13 protein-coding genes are annotated in these 13,969 nt (G+C 72.4%); 5 read left to right on the top strand and 8 right to left on the bottom strand.

The window, feature by feature from the left end:
- Positions 1-78: 78 nt before the first annotated feature.
- The 3 genes from ACIP4X_RS04285 to ACIP4X_RS04275 are packed head-to-tail and all read right to left on the bottom strand — an operon-like array spanning position 79 to position 2,673.
- Positions 79-837, bottom strand: a complete 759-nt coding sequence (locus tag ACIP4X_RS04285; protein ID WP_401346550.1) for an energy-coupling factor ABC transporter ATP-binding protein — start codon at positions 835-837, stop codon at positions 79-81.
- On the bottom strand, positions 825-1,616 hold the full coding sequence (cbiQ, locus tag ACIP4X_RS04280) for a cobalt ECF transporter T component CbiQ (protein ID WP_401346548.1): 792 nt from the start codon (positions 1,614-1,616) through the stop codon (positions 825-827). Before cbiQ ends, ACIP4X_RS04285 begins: the two co-directional genes overlap by 13 nt.
- A 1-nt stretch (position 1,617) precedes the next feature.
- On the bottom strand, positions 1,618-2,673 hold the full coding sequence (locus tag ACIP4X_RS04275) for an energy-coupling factor ABC transporter permease (protein ID WP_358736206.1): 1,056 nt from the start codon (positions 2,671-2,673) through the stop codon (positions 1,618-1,620).
- 165 nt (positions 2,674-2,838) lie between these two features.
- Between ACIP4X_RS04275 and ACIP4X_RS04270 the strand changes: the two genes are divergently transcribed.
- Positions 2,839-3,192: an SsgA family sporulation/cell division regulator gene (locus ACIP4X_RS04270; RefSeq protein WP_358736204.1), complete on the top strand. Its 354-nt coding sequence runs from the start codon at positions 2,839-2,841 to the stop codon at positions 3,190-3,192.
- A 33-nt stretch (positions 3,193-3,225) separates the two neighbouring features.
- Here ACIP4X_RS04270 and ACIP4X_RS04265 read toward each other — a convergent pair whose 3' ends face one another.
- The 5 genes from ACIP4X_RS04265 to ACIP4X_RS04245 all read right to left on the bottom strand — a co-directional run bounded on the left by ACIP4X_RS04265 (position 3,226) and on the right by ACIP4X_RS04245 (position 9,661).
- Positions 3,226-4,896 (bottom strand): penicillin-binding transpeptidase domain-containing protein, encoded by a 1,671-nt coding sequence (locus ACIP4X_RS04265; protein ID WP_401346545.1) that lies wholly within the window; start codon positions 4,894-4,896, stop codon positions 3,226-3,228.
- Positions 4,897-5,069: 173 nt separating this feature from the next.
- Entirely contained in the window at positions 5,070-6,698 is a 1,629-nt protein-coding gene (locus tag ACIP4X_RS04260; protein ID WP_401346543.1) for a penicillin-binding transpeptidase domain-containing protein, read from the bottom strand.
- A 153-nt stretch (positions 6,699-6,851) separates the two neighbouring features.
- Positions 6,852-7,400 (bottom strand): DUF4142 domain-containing protein, encoded by a 549-nt coding sequence (locus ACIP4X_RS04255; protein WP_358736198.1) that lies wholly within the window; start codon positions 7,398-7,400, stop codon positions 6,852-6,854.
- A gap of 139 nt (positions 7,401-7,539) precedes the next feature.
- A complete protein-coding gene (locus ACIP4X_RS04250; protein ID WP_358736196.1) occupies positions 7,540-7,749 on the bottom strand; it encodes a hypothetical protein in 210 nt (69 codons plus the stop codon).
- A gap of 163 nt (positions 7,750-7,912) precedes the next feature.
- Positions 7,913-9,661, bottom strand: coding sequence for a dolichyl-phosphate-mannose--protein mannosyltransferase (locus ACIP4X_RS04245; protein ID WP_401346540.1), 1,749 nt, complete (start codon positions 9,659-9,661; stop codon positions 7,913-7,915).
- A 120-nt stretch (positions 9,662-9,781) separates the two neighbouring features.
- Here ACIP4X_RS04245 and rsmI point away from each other — a divergent pair, with 120 nt between their 5' ends.
- From rsmI to ACIP4X_RS04225, 4 genes are all read left to right on the top strand, one after another.
- Positions 9,782-10,630: a 16S rRNA (cytidine(1402)-2'-O)-methyltransferase gene (gene rsmI / locus ACIP4X_RS04240; protein WP_358736192.1), complete on the top strand. Its 849-nt coding sequence runs from the start codon at positions 9,782-9,784 to the stop codon at positions 10,628-10,630.
- Between the two features lie 246 nt (positions 10,631-10,876).
- The gene (locus tag ACIP4X_RS04235; protein WP_358736190.1) at positions 10,877-11,335 is read left to right on the top strand and encodes a hypothetical protein; all 459 of its coding nucleotides are present in this window, start codon (positions 10,877-10,879) and stop codon (positions 11,333-11,335) included.
- Between the two features lie 81 nt (positions 11,336-11,416).
- Entirely contained in the window at positions 11,417-12,295 is an 879-nt protein-coding gene (locus ACIP4X_RS04230) for a TatD family hydrolase (RefSeq protein WP_401346537.1), read from the top strand.
- A gap of 53 nt (positions 12,296-12,348) precedes the next feature.
- Positions 12,349-13,941: a ubiquitin-like domain-containing protein gene (locus ACIP4X_RS04225; RefSeq protein WP_401346535.1), complete on the top strand. Its 1,593-nt coding sequence runs from the start codon at positions 12,349-12,351 to the stop codon at positions 13,939-13,941.
- Positions 13,942-13,969: the final 28 nt, after the last annotated feature.

Here is a 13,969-nt window from a genome sequence, read left to right as displayed (position 1 = left end):
TATGTCGGCGTTGCCGGGCGTCCGCTCACCTCGGGCGGCGGTCCCGACGCGGCGTCCCGGCGGCGGCGCCCCGACCCGTCACGCGCCCGTCGTCACGGACCGCGGGTCGAAGCCGAAGGGCAGCTCCAGGCGGTGGGCGCGCATCAGCGCGTCGTCGGCGAGCAGTTCGCCGGTCGCTCCGTCGGCCGCGATCACACCGTCGCTGAGGACGAGCGCGCGCGGGCACAACTCCAGCGCGTACGGAAGGTCGTGGGTGACCATGAGCACCGTCACGTCCAACGAGCGCAGGATGTCGGCCAGCTCACGGCGCGAGGCGGGGTCCAGATTGGACGAGGGCTCGTCCAGGACGAGGATCTCCGGCTCCATGGCGAGGACGGTCGCCACCGCGACCCGGCGGCGCTGGCCGAACGAGAGGTGGTGCGGCGGGCGGTCGGCGAACTCCGCCATCCCGACCCGCTCCAGGGCCGTGGTGACCCGCGCCTGGAGTTCCGGCCCCTTGAGTCCGGCCGCCGCGGGCCCGAAGGCCACGTCCTCCCGCACGGTCGGCATGAACAACTGGTCGTCCGGGTCCTGGAAGACGATGCCGACCTTCTGCCGGATCTCGGCCATGTGCTTCCGGCCGACCGGCAGCCCGGCGACCGTCACCGTCCCTGTGCCCCCGCCCAGGATGCCGTTCAGATGCAGCACCAGGGTGGTCTTCCCGGCGCCGTTGGGGCCGAGCAGGGCGACCCGTTCGCCGCGCCCGATGCTGAAGTCCACGCCGAACAGGGCCTGGTGGCCGTCGGGATAGGCGAAGGCGAGGCCGGAGACCTCCAGAGAAGCTGTCACAGGACCCATCCCAGCAGACAGACGGCGAACGCGGCACAGGGGAGGGCCAGGGCGTACGACCACTGCGCCAGGGACGCGGTCACCTCGTCGATGACCGGCATCGAACCGGCGTACCCCCGGCTCACCATCGCCAGGTGCACGCGTTCCCCGCGCTCGTAGGAGCGGATGAACAGGGCTCCCGCGGACTTGGCGAGCACGCCCCAGTGCCGGATCCCGCGCGCCTCGAAGCCGCGGGACTCGCGGGCGATCCGCATCCGCCGCATCTCGTCGGTGATGACGTCGCCGTAGCGGATCATGAAGGACGCGATCTGCACCAGCAGCGGCGGCAGCTTCAGGCGTTGCAGGCCGAGCAGCAGCTCGCGCAGTTCCGTCGTGCTCGCCAGCAGGACGGACGCGGCGACACCGAGGGTGCCCTTGGCGAGCACGTTCCAGGCGCCCCACAGCCCGTTCACGCTCAGCGACATCCCGAGGACGTCCACCCGCTCGCCCTGGGCCACGAACGGCATGAGCACCGCGAACGCGACGAACGGGACCTCGATCAGCAGCCGCTTGAGCAGGAACCCTGCGGGCACGCGGGCCACGGAGGCGACGGCGGCGAGCAGGGCGGCGTACGCGGCGAACGCCCACATCGCCTCCCTCGGGGTCGACACCACGACCACGACGAAGGCGAAGACGGCGGCCAGTTTGGTGTGCGGCGGCAGCGCGTGCACGGGGGAGTGCCCGTGCCGGTACAACCGGTGCGCTCCCCCACTGCTGAACGCGTGGGCGGTACCCCCATCCGCCCCCACGTCAGGCCGCCTGGGAGGAGGGGTGGGACGGCTCGGCGGCCGTGCGCCGCCTGCGGACCACCCAGAAGACCGTGCTGCCCGCGACGACGGTCGCCCCGACGCCGATCACGCCCGCGAGCCCGCCGGACAGCCGGGCGTCGGCGATGTCCTTCACCCCGTAGTCGGCGAGCGGGGAGTCGGCGGCGGCGTGCGCCTCCTCCTTCTTGTCGATGCCCTGGTCGTGGGCGATCTTCTCCAGACCGTCGGGGCTGGCCGAGGCGTAGAAGCTGACGAATCCGGCGAGGAGGAGGGAGGTGACCAGGCCGGTGATCCACACCTTGCGATGGGACCGGGCGGCGGCGGGCACGGGCTCCGGCTCGGCCGCGGGGGCGTCGACGAGTTCGCCGTTCACCCGCAGCTTCAGGCGCTGCTCCAGGCCGCGCGCGCCGTACACCAGGTCCGGGCGCACGGCGATGACGGCGCCGACGGTCAGCGCGGTGATCGCGGCCTCGCCGATGCCGATGAGGACGTGCACGCCGATCATGGCGGTGGCGACCTTGCCGATCGCCACGTCGGTGGTGCCGCCGACCGCGTAGATCAGCGTGAAGGCGACGGCGGCGGCGGGGACGGAGACGAGCGCGGCTACGAAGGAGGCCGCGGTGACCGAGCTGCGGCGCCGCGGGAGCACCTTGACCAGTCCGCGGAAGACGGCGTAGGCCACCACCGTCGTGACGATCGCCATGTCGGTGATGTTGACGCCGAGCGCGGTCAGGCCGCCGTCGGCGAAGAGGATGCCCTGCATGAGCAGGACGACACTGACGCAGAGGACCCCGGTGTAGGGGCCCACGAGTATCGCGGCCAGTGCCCCGCCGAGCAGGTGGCCGCTGGTGCCGGCCGCGACGGGGAAGTTCAGCATCTGCACGGCGAAGATGAACGCCGCGACGAGACCGGCCAGCGGCGCGGTCCGTTCGTCGAGTTCCCGGCGCGCACCGCGCAGGCTCACGGCGACGGCGCCGGCGGCGACGACTCCGGCGACGGCGGAGGTGGGCGCGTTGATGAATCCGTCAGGCACATGCACCGTTCGATGATAAGGGCTTGTTGCGAAGCTCTTGCAAGAGCGAGGGTGTCGTTGATGTGGCCGGCCCGCGAATGTTCAGGAAGCGGAATCCTGGAAATATGCGACATTGGAGGGAAAGCGGATGTCCAGCCCTCGCACAGGTCACACAGCGTTAGGGGTCGTCCGATGTCGGTGGTCGAACAGCACGCACGAGCCCACATCCTCACCGAAGACGTGCCCGACGACGTCGGGGCCGTCCCGGTCGTCCTTCGCTACGACTCCCTTCAGGACCCGCGCGCCGTCATGGTCGACCTGCCCGGCCCGCACGAGTGGACCTTCCCCCGGTCGCTGCTGGAACAGGGGCTGCGTGCCCCGGCCGGCAGCGGCGACGTGCGGGTGTGGCCCTGCGGGCGGGTGCAGGCCGTGATCGAGTTCCACTCCACGCGCGGTGTCTCGGTGGTGCAGCTCGACACGAAGGCGGTGCTCAGGTTTCTGAGGCGGACCTACCGGGCGTCACCGGCGGCGGTCACCCACGGGTGACGCCGCCGGTGCCCGCGGTGCGTCCGGCCGCCGTCAGCTCCCGGCCTTCAGCAGGGCCGCCACTATCGGACCGGCCGTGTCGCCGCCGTGGCCGCCCGCCTGCACGACGCCCGCGGCCGCGAGGTCGCCGCGGTAGGCGGTGAACCAGCCGTTGGCCTTCTTCTGGTTGTCGACCTCGGCGGAACCCGTCTTGGCGCCGTAGTCCGGGCCGAGTCCGGCCATGGCCTGGGCGGCCGTGCCGTACGCGGCGGTGTACTGCATCACTTCGCGCAGCTGGGACAGGGTGGACGCGGACATCGTCCGGGAGGCCGTGGCCAGCTTGCGGTGGTCGGCGTCCGGGGAGACCAGGTACGGCTGGTGGAAGACGCCCGCCTTGACCGTCGAGGCCACCGACGCCATGTTCAGCGGGTTCATCCGGACCCCGCCCTGCCCGATGAGCGAGGCGCCCATCGGGGCGGCCGTCTGCACCGGGACCGCGCCGTCGAAGGACGGCACACCGATTGCCCAGTTGTCCATCGCCAGGCCGAAGACCTGCTGGGCCTGCTGGGTCAGGTCGGCGTCCTTCAGCTTCTTCGCCTGGCTGATGAAGGCCGTGTTGCAGGAGCGGGCGAAGCTGGCCTTGAAGGTGCCGCCCTTGATCTCGAAGTCCTTGTCGTTGTGGAACTTCCAGCCGCCGTAGGTGAACGTCTTCGGGCAGGGGTGCGTCTTGTTCGCCGAGGCCAGGTCCTTCTCGAAGAGCAGCGACGAGGTGATGATCTTCATCGTGGAGCCGGGGGCGAGGGAACCCAGGAAGGCGGTGTTGAAACCGCGGTTGGAGTTCGCCACCGCGAGGATCTCGCCGGTCGACGGACGCATCACGACCACCGAGGCCCGTTCGGTCTTCGACACCTCCTTCTCGGCCGCCGCCTGGAGGGACGGGCTCAGCGTCGTCCTCACCGTGCCCGGCGTGCCCTGGCTCAGCTCGACGAGCGTCTTGTCGGACAGGTCCGCCTTCTTCGACTCCTTGCCGCGGATCACGCGCAGCTCCACGCCCGCGCTGCCGCCGGCCGTCGCGCCGTACTTCTCGCGCAGTCCGTCCAGGACCGGGCCGAGCGACGGGTACGTGGCGGTGGTCATCTCCGCGCCGTTCCGGTCCAGGGCCTTGACCGGCGGGGTGCCGGACTCGCCGGTGACGAGGGTGTCGCCGTCCTTCAGTTCGGGGTGGACGACGGCGGCGTGCCAGTCCACGACCGGCTCACCGTCCGCGGCGCCGCGCACGACGGTCAGCGCGCTCTCGTACGCCAGCGGCCTGGTCAGTCCCTTGTAGGACACCGTGGCCTTCACGGAGAACGGCACCTTGTCGCCCGCGGCGGTGCCCGCGGTCAGGGTGACGTCCTTCAGATGCGCGTCCTTGGCGTAGCCGGTGAGCAGGCCGGTGGCCGCCGTGGCGTCGCTGGTCGCGGCGGCCGCCTCGGTCGGCCTGCCCTGCTGCCAGGCCGCCAGGAAACGCTCGGACGTGGTCTGCACCTCGGCCGCCGACAGCGGCCCGGTCTTCTTCTCCGGCCCGTCCGCGGCCGTCGTGTGCGGCCGGTCGTCGGCGGCCGCACCGCCGCCGTACAGCGCGTAGACGCCGACGCCGGCCCCGCCGACGACGACGGCGATCACCCCGCCGACCACGGCCGGAGTCGTCTTCCGTCGCTCGGCGACGCGCCTTCTCTTCCCCACTGCCTTCCGTCCTCCGCCAAATCCCCCGGGGCCCCCGCTGCCCCACTGCCCCCACGGTCCTCAATGACGGCCCCACCCTAGGGCTTCTTCTCACGGGTGCACCCAGGGGGCGGGTCCCGGACCGAGCGGGGTGACGCGGTCCGGGACGGCGGACGGGCGGGTGTGTGCGGCGGTCAGCCCGCCGTGCGGAGGACGGACGCCACGATCGGGCCCGCCGCGTCGCCTCCGTGGCCGCCCTCCTGGGTCACGGCGGCCGCCGCCATGTCGTTGCGGTAGCCGGTGAACCAGCTGTTGGACCTTTCCTGGCCGTCGACCTCCGCGGAGCCGGTCTTCGCGCCGATGCTGCCGCCGAGCCCGGACATCGCCTGGGCGGCGGTGCCGCTCGTGGCGGTGCGGTACATCATCTGCCGCAGCTGGGCGACCGTGCCCGCCGACAGGCCCCGGGCGCGGGCCAGCGGGCGGCCGTCGAGCGTGGCGGACACGATGACGGGCTGGCGGAAGGCGCCGGTCATCGCGGTCGCCGTCACCGACGCCATGTTCAGCGGGCTCATCTGGACCTGGCCCTGGCCGATCAGGTTGGCGGCGGTGTCCGGGCCGCCCGAGGCGGGGACGGAGCCGTCGAAGGAGGGGATGCCGACCTTCCAGTCGTCCCGGCCGAGCCCGAAGCGCTCCTCGGCCTCCTTGGTCAGGGAGTCCACCTGGACGTCGTCCGCGTACTTCACGAACGCCGTGTTGCAGGACCGGGCGAAGCTCTCCGCGAGGGTGGCGTTCTCGTTGGGCGGCATGTTCTTGAGGTTGTGGAAGGTCTGGCTCTGCCACACCGCCTCGTTCGGGCAGGGCGCGGGCCCGGCGGCCGTCGTGATCCCGTTGTCGATCAGGGTGGCCGCGCTGAGGATCTTCATGGTGGAGCCGGGCGCGAGCCGGCCGAGGAAGGCCGCGTTGAAGCCGTCCGCCCGGTGGTTGGCGACCGCGAGCACCTCGCCGGTGGACGGCTTCACGGCGACCACGGACGACTCGGCGTACCGCTGCACGGCCTGCTCGGCCGCCGCCTGCGCAGTCGCGCTGAGGGTGGTGTGCAGCTTGCCCGGCCGGCCCTTGGCGAGGGTGATCAGCGGGGTCTGGGCGGCGCCGGAGGCCTCGTGCAGGATGCTCAGCTCGACCGCCGGTTCGCCGCCCGCCTTGTCGCCGTACTTGCCGCGCAGCTCGTCCAGGATCGGCCCGAGCGAGGGGTACTTGTCCTTGGTCAGCACGACGCCGTTGCGGTCGACGGCCTCGATCGGCGGTGACGGCGACTCCCCGGTGACGAGCGAGTCGCCCTTGGCCAGGTCGGGGTGGACGACGGAGGGCTGCCAGTCGACCAGCGGCTGGTGGGTGGACACGCCGCGTACGACGCTCAACCGGCTGGCGTAGGCCAGCGGTTTGGACTTCCCGTCGTACGACACAGTGGCCTTGACCGAGAAGGGCACGGTGGCCCCGGCGGCGGTGCCGGGGGTGATCCTCACGCCGGTGATGTGCGCGTCGTGTCCGTAGACGGTGAGCAACTGCTCGGCCGCCTCGGGGAAGTCGGTGTACGAGGCGGCCTCGGCGGGCTTGTTCTTCTCCCAGGCCGCGAAGAACTTCGCCGAGGTCTCCTTCACCTCGTCCCCGCTCGGCGGCCCGGTCCTGGCCGGCGCCGGGCCGCTGCCGCCCACCTCCGTGCTCCCGTTCAGCGCGGACACGAAGTTGTACGTCCCGTACCCCGCACCGCCGATCATCGCGGCGAACACCCCGCCGATGACCGCGGCCTTGACCCCCTTGCGCATGAAAGCGCTCCCTCTCCGTTGCGGACCACCGCACTGTAGGCGCCCGTCAGGGAGTCCGCGGGGCCGTTTTCGAATGGTGTCCGAACAGTGATCAGCCGGCTGAGGGAGGTCAGCCGGCTGACTGTGACTCATATCCGTGAGCCGGCGGGCGTCTTACGCGTGGCACACGCCGTGGTTGACCATGTCGGTGTGGCGTGCGACCACCGGGCGGGCGCTCTTGGCCAGGGCCTTGACTGCCGGGTTGTCGCCCGTGGCGATCTCCTTGTCGATGAGCGCGAGGGTCTGCGCGTGGGCGGGGTACTGGGCCTTGAGCCACGCGGTGTCGTACGCGCGTGTCCCGGCGAGGCGCTTGAGGGCGGCGGTCTGCCTCAGCTGCGCGTCCGTCTGCGTGGACGGCAGGACCACGCCGAGTCGGGTCGCGGTCTTGGTGACAGCGGCGTCGAGGGTGCGGTGGTCGCGGATGAAGTCCAGGCCGACCCGCTTGACGCAGGCGGTGGTCGCGGCGCTCTGAGCCTGCTCACTGGTCGTGATCTCCCACAGGTTTCCCTGATGGGCCGCGGTCAGGAACTGCTTGTCCAGCTTGGAGACCGCCGACGGCGAGGGCGACGACGAGGCGAGGGCCGGGAGCGACAGGGCACCCGTGACGCACAGGGTGGTGGCGCAGACGGCGGCGAAACGGGCACGGGATCGAGTCGTGTACATGAGTCCTCCACAGGTCGCACGGGCAAGCCTCGGGGAAACTCCGTCCTCTTTGCTCGAAGGTCCTGCGGGGCCCCGGCCGGGGGCACTTGCCTCCGGACGGGGTCGTCTCGGACAGCTTGGTGCCGTCTGTGGGCCGCGTCTACATCGACGTGATGGCGGCCCCGCCGTACTTCCCGCCGTTGCACACGTAGGCGCTGGGAGACGGGTTCACCACATAACCACCGCTGGAGGTGCAGTCGCCCCAGCTGATGCGAGGCGAAGCGGCCTGGGCAGTCGCGGCGTTGACGACGCCGAGCCCGGCGAGGGCGGCCGCGGCGAGGGCGGCGGTGAGAGCGCGTCGAATACGCATGTGGTCGCTCCTTTCGGCGCTTGCTCAGACGTCCTCTCAGTGTCACCGCGACGGCCGGGGCGCGCATCTTGAGACATCGCGCCCCACCTCCGCGGGTGAACTCGCCGCCGTGGAAGCCCTGTTGCTCGACACGTCGGCTCGGCTGCCGTGACGCCGGGCCCCGTCAGACCCAGGTGTCCAGCCACATCCGCGAACGCCAGGAGTCGATCGGGATCGACGTGCCCGTGTACAGCGGCCAGAAGTAGACGAAGTTCCAGGCGATCAGCAGGAACAGGACGCCCGCGCCGGTCGCGCCCGCGACGCGGCGGGTCTCCGAGGAGCCGGGCGGGCCCACGATCGCGCCGATCAGCATCGCCACGGCCAGGCAGAGGAAGGGCAGGAAGACGATGGCGTAGAAGAAGAAGATCGTGCGCTCCTGGTACAGGAACCAGGGCAGATAGCCGGCGGCTGCGCCGCAGGCGATGGCGCCCGCACGCCAGTCGCGGCGGAAGAACCAGCGCCACAGCACGTACACCAGCGCGGCGCAGGCCGCCCACCACAGCATCGGCGTGCCGATGGCGAGGACCTCGCGGGCGCACTTGCCGGCGGCGTCCGTGGGACAGCCCGCCGTGCCGGGGGAGGGCGACTCGTAGAAGTACGAGACCGGGCGGCCGTCGACGATCCAGCTCCACGGGTTGGACTGGTAGTTGTGCGGCGAGGACAGGCCGACGTGGAACTTGTAGACCTCGTGCTCGTAGTGCCACAGGCTGCGCAGCCAGTCCGGCAGGAAGGCGAAGCCTCCGCCCTTGCCGTCGTTCGCGGCCCAGTCGCGGAAGTAGCCGCCGCTGCCGTCGGCGGGGGAGCGGATCCAGCCGATCCAGGAGACCAGGTACACGGCGATCGCGACCGGGACCGTGGCCAGGAACGTGATGCCGGTGTCCCGCCTCAGCACGGCCGAGTACGGGTGCCAGGCGCCCGCCACCTTGCGGGCGCCCACGTCCCACAGCACGGCCATCACGCAGAACGCGGCCAGGACGTACAGGCCGTTCCACTTGGTGCCGAACGCCAGGCCCAGCATGAGGCCCGCCGCCCAGCGCCACGGGCGCAGCCCGAGGCGGGCCGTCTCGGCCGTGTACGCGTCGGGCCGCACCCGCCCGTCGTCGTCGGCCGGAAGCGCGGCGGCGAGTTTCGCCCGGCTCCGGTCGCGGTCGATCAGCAGGCAGCCGAAGGCCGCCAGCACGAAGAACATCAGCACGCCGTCGAGCAGCGCGGTCCGGCTCATCACGAAGTGCAGGCCGTCCACCGCCATCAGCGCGCCCGCCAGGCAGCCGAGGAAGGTGGAGCGGAACAGCCGCCGGCCGATCCGGCACAGCATCAGCACCGACAGCGTGCCGAGCAGGGCCGTCATGAAGCGCCAGCCGAACGGGTTGAACCCGAAGATCAGCTCGCCGAGGCCGATCACGTACTTGCCGACCGGCGGGTGCACGACATAGGCCGCGTCCGTGGGGATGGGGACGTGCCCGCCGGTCTGGAGGATCAGGTCGTTGGCGTTCTTGTCCCAGTTGACCTCGAAGCCGCGGTGGACGAGCGCCCACGCGTCCTTGGCGTAGTACGTCTCGTCGAATATCACCGCCTTCGGGCTGCCCAGGTTCCAGAACCGCAGCACGCCGGCCACCAGCGTGATCAGCAGCGGGCCGCCCCAGCCGGACCAGCGCACGAGCCGGTCGGCGAGGGTCCGCGGGACGCCCAGGGCCGCCCACAGGCGCCCGCCGGGCTGCGCATACGGCGGCACCAGCCGGTCGACGACGCCCCTCTCGCCGCTTGCGGGCCCCGCGAAGTGGCCGAAGCGGCGCAGGCGCTGCTGCCATGTCGGCCGCTGGTCGTGCGGAGCCGGGCCCTGCCGGGTGTCCGTGTGGGACGCGGTACTGGTCACCGCGCCATCGTAGGGAACCGTTCTGTGTGAGTCCCGCGCATGGCCGGTACCGGCCGGGACGCGTTCGCCCACGACGGCACGCGACATCCGCCCGCGGCGGCGCTTGAGAGGATGGGACGCGTGACTGGAACCCTTGTTTTGGCGGGCACCCCCATCGGCGACGTCCAGGACGCGCCGCCCCGGCTCGCCGAGGAGCTGGCCGGCGCCGACGTGGTCGCCGCGGAGGACACCCGGCGGCTGCGCCGGCTCACCCAGGCGCTCGGCGTCACCCCCAAGGGGCGCGTCGTGTCGTACTTCGAGGGCAACGAGTCCGCCCGCACGCCGGAGCTGGTCGAGGAGCTGCTCGGCGGGGCGCGTGTGCTGCTGGTGACGGACGCGGGCATGCCGTCCGTGTCCGACCCGGGCTACCGGCTGGTCGCGGCCGCCGTGGAGCAGGACGTCCGGGTGACGGCCGTGCCGGGCCCGTCCGCCGTGCTCACCGCGCTCGCGCTGTCCGGGCTGCCGGTCGACCGGTTCTGCTTCGAGGGATTCCTGCCGCGCAAGGCGGGCGAGCGGCTGGGCCGGCTGCGGGAGGTCGCGGACGAGCGGCGCACGCTGGTCTACTTCGAGGCCCCGCACCGGCTCGACGACACGCTCGCGGCGATGGCTGAGGTGTTCGGTGCCGAGCGGCGGGCCGCCGTCTGCCGGGAGCTGACCAAGACCTACGAGGAGGTGCGGCGCGGCGGGCTCGGGGAGCTGGCCGCGTGGGCCGCCGAGGGCGTGCGCGGCGAGATCACCGTCGTGGTCGAGGGGGCGCCGGAGAAGGGGCCCGAGGAGATCGGCGCCGAGGAACTGGTGCGCCGGGTGCGGGTGCGCGAGGAGGCCGGGGAACGCCGCAAGGAGGCCATCGCGGCCGTCGCGGTCGAGGCCGGGGTGCCCAAGCGTGAGGTGTTCGACGCGGTGGTCGCCGCCAAGCGCGCGGGGGCGTGAGACCTGGCTCACACCCGCTCTGAGCAGGGCGCTTCTCTCATGAGCGGGCGCCCCATGGAGCGGCAAAGAGCCGTCCGGGAAGGCAAAGGGACTTCGGCCGTCGGAGGGACCCTTTGGCAAGCGGGGCCCAAAACGCCTCCAACACTCCCCAGCCCTTGTGCGTCGCCGCCGGCGGAGGAGTTCACTGGACGACGGGACGGCAACCGTCCCCTTTGTCCAGCGGACACGCGGACACGAGGAGCTGGCATGAGCGACATCGAAGGGCGGGGCTTCGGCCACCGCGGTACGGCCACCGCCGTCGTCAACGAGTCCTATTCCTTCGCCTGCATGAGGTGCGGGCACGGGTGGGAGCAGTCGTACGAGATCGAGCACTACACGGACGGCGACGGCCACGAGTGCGTGCGGTACGTGGCGGACGGCCGCGTCGTGCCGTCCCCGCTGAGCCGGCCGAACTGCCAGAACTGCGACGGGCACGTCGTCCGGATCATGCGGGCCGGGCGGGTGTCGTCCGCGCAGAGCCATCTGCACCGGCACGAGGAGCACCGGCACGAGGAGCCGCGGCACCGTCCGGCGGCACCCGTGGCGGACCGGAGTGAGACGCCCCCGCCCGGGGAGGAGGCGGCGGACCGCGCGCAGGAGGCCCACGGCGACCACCACTGGCACCTCTCGGACCTGCTGCACCCCTTCCACCGCAAGGCCGGCTGACAAGGCGGGCTGAGGAGGGCGCGTCCCCGCTGCCGGCGGACGGCGAAGGGTGACGGCCGGCCCCTTCCGTAGGATCGGGTCATGCCTTCGAACGCCGACAAGAACGCGGCGCCCCCGCTTCCGGAGCCGCTCCGGATACCGGTCGCCGACTCCCACACCCACCTCGACATGCAGTCAGGCACGGTCGAGGAGGGTCTGGCCAAGGCCGCGTCGGTGGGTGTGGCGACGGTCGTCCAGGTCGGCTGCGACCTCGGCGGCTCGCGCTGGGCCGCCGAGACGGCCGCCGCGTACGACAGCGTCCACGCGACCGTCGCCCTGCACCCGAACGAGGCGCCGCGCATCGTGCACGGCGACCCCGACGGCTGGTCGCGGCAGGGGGCGCGCGAGCCGGGCGGGGACGCCGCGCTCGACGAGGCCCTGGCCGAGATCGACCGGCTGGCCGCGCTGCCCCAGGTCAAGGGCGTCGGCGAGACCGGGCTCGACCACTTCCGTACCGGACCCGAGGGCAAGGCGGCACAGGAGCGGTCCTTCCGCGCCCACATCGAGATCGCCAAGCGGCACGGCAAGGCCCTCGTCATCCACGACCGGGACGCGCACGCCGACGTCCTGCGCGTCCTCAAGGAGGAGGGCGCCCCCGAGCGGACGGTGTTCCACTGCTACTCGGGCGACGCGGAGATGGCCGAGGTGTGCGCCCGCGCCGGCTACTACATGTCCTTCGCCGGCAACGTCACCTTCAAGAACGCCCAGAACCTGCGGGACGCCCTCGCCGTCGCTCCGCTGGAGCTGGTCCTGGTGGAGACCGACGCGCCCTTCCTGACGCCGGCGCCGTACCGCGGACGGCCCAACGCCCCGTACCTCGTTCCGGTCACGGTGCGTGCGATGGCCGCCGTGCGCGGCATCGACGAGGACACCCTGGCGACGGCGCTCGCGGGCAACACGGCCCGCGCCTTCGACTACTGAGCGCACTCGGAGCGCTTTGGAGGGTGACGGGCGCTCCGCTAGGTTCTGGCCGCGTGAGCGATCTGCGGTACGAGACGTACGAGGCGTACGAGACGTACGAGGCGTACGGCGCATACGAGAACCACGAGGCGTATGAGCCCTACGGGCCGTACAACCCGTACGAGCAGTACGGCCTGTACGAGGGGTACGGGGAGTACGGGGAGTACGGGGAGTGCCTGGGGTACGGGGAGTGCGACCCGTATCAGCAGGTCCAGGTCGGCGTCCTGTACGAGCAGGGCGACCCGTACCGGCAGTACGAGCAGGCCGGTGTCGTCCCCCACGATGTGCACACCGCGCCGACGCTGCCGTACGGGCCCGAGGGACCGCCGTACGCGGACACGTACCGGCCCGCCTACGAGGCCGCCAGCTGGTCGGCCGCGCACGAGCCGACCCAGTTGGTGCCGCTGCCCCGGCAGACCCGGCCGGCCGGAAGCGGTACGGGGAGCGGCACGAGCGGCGGTGGCGGCACGCACCGGGGCGCGCGGCGGCGCAGGGCGCGGTACACGGAGCGGCCGGAGACGAGCGTGCGCCGGCTGCTGCCCCGCGCGCTGGTCGTCGCGTTCCTGGCGGGCGGGACCACCGCGTTCCTCGCCACGGACAAGGCGATCGAGCTCAGCGTCGACGGCAGCGGGCGCAGCCTGCACACCTTCGCCGACGACGTCTCGGGACTGCTGGCCGACGAGGGTGTGCGGCTCGGGCCGCACGACGTGGTGCTGCCCGGCCCCGAGACCGCGCTCACCAGCGGCGACGAGATCACCGTGCGCCGCGGGCGGCCGGTCCGGCTGACGCTCGACGGACAGCGCCGCGAGGTGTGGACGACGGCGCGCACGGTCGAGGAGGCGCTCGCGCAGTGGGGCGTGCGCGCGGAGGGCGCGTATCTGTCGGCCGCGCGCTCGCAGCCCATCGGACGCGCCGGGCTCGCGCTCGACGTGCGCACCGAACGCTCGGTGACCGTCATGGCGGACGGCCGCGCCCGCACGATCCGCACCAACGCGGCGACCGTGCGGGACGCGGTGAACGAGGCCGGGATCATGCTGCGGGGCCAGGACACCACCTCCGTGGCGCCGTCCAGCTTCCCGCGCGACGGGCAGACGGTCACCGTGCTGCGGATCACCGGGAGCCGGGAGACGCGCGAGGAGCTCATCCCGTTCGCCGTACGGCGCACCGCCGACCCGTCCCTGTTCACGGGGACGGAGGTCGTCGAGCGTGCCGGGCAGCCGGGGGTGCGCCGGGTCGTGTACTCCGTGCGTACCGTCAACGGCGTGCGGCAGCGGCCGTGGCGCGTGGAGTCGGAGGTGGTGCGGGCGCCGCGGACGCAGATCGTGAAGGTCGGCACCGGGGCCCACCCGCGGTCGGTGCGGGGCGCCGACCACCTCGACTGGCAGGGGCTCGCGCAGTGCGAGTCCGGCGGCAGGGCGGACGCCGTGGACCCCTCGGGCACGTACGGCGGCCTGTACCAGTTCGACGAGGGCACCTGGCACAGCCTCGGCGGCCGGGGCCGCCCCCAGGACGCCCCGGCGGAGGAACAGACCTACCGCGCGAAAAAGCTGTACGTGACCCGCGGCCCGACCCCCTGGCCCCACTGCGGCACCCGCCTACGGGGCTAGCCACACGGAGGCGGAGGCGACCCCCGCA

This window comes from Streptomyces sp. NPDC088817, assembly GCF_044750345.1.
Taxonomy (GTDB): domain Bacteria; phylum Actinomycetota; class Actinomycetes; order Streptomycetales; family Streptomycetaceae; genus Streptomyces.
Note: the sequence above shows the minus strand (reverse complement) of the source record. Positions and strands in the feature narration are given on the sequence as shown.

Bases quoted from the DNA above. Each gene is read 5' to 3' on its own strand.
- ACIP4X_RS04285 (WP_401346550.1), bottom strand. From the start codon at position 837: ATGGGTCCTGTGACAGCTTCTCTGGAGGTCTCCGGCCTCGCCTTCGCC.
- ACIP4X_RS04270 (WP_358736204.1), top strand. From the start codon at position 2,839: ATGTCGGTGGTCGAACAGCACGCACGAGCCCACATCCTCACCGAAGAC.
- ACIP4X_RS04260 (WP_401346543.1), bottom strand. From the start codon at position 6,698: ATGCGCAAGGGGGTCAAGGCCGCGGTCATCGGCGGGGTGTTCGCCGCG.
- ACIP4X_RS04255 (WP_358736198.1), bottom strand. From the start codon at position 7,400: ATGTACACGACTCGATCCCGTGCCCGTTTCGCCGCCGTCTGCGCCACC.
- ACIP4X_RS04250 (WP_358736196.1), bottom strand. From the start codon at position 7,749: ATGCGTATTCGACGCGCTCTCACCGCCGCCCTCGCCGCGGCCGCCCTC.
- ACIP4X_RS04235 (WP_358736190.1), top strand. From the start codon at position 10,877: ATGAGCGACATCGAAGGGCGGGGCTTCGGCCACCGCGGTACGGCCACC.
- ACIP4X_RS04230 (WP_401346537.1), top strand. From the start codon at position 11,417: ATGCCTTCGAACGCCGACAAGAACGCGGCGCCCCCGCTTCCGGAGCCG.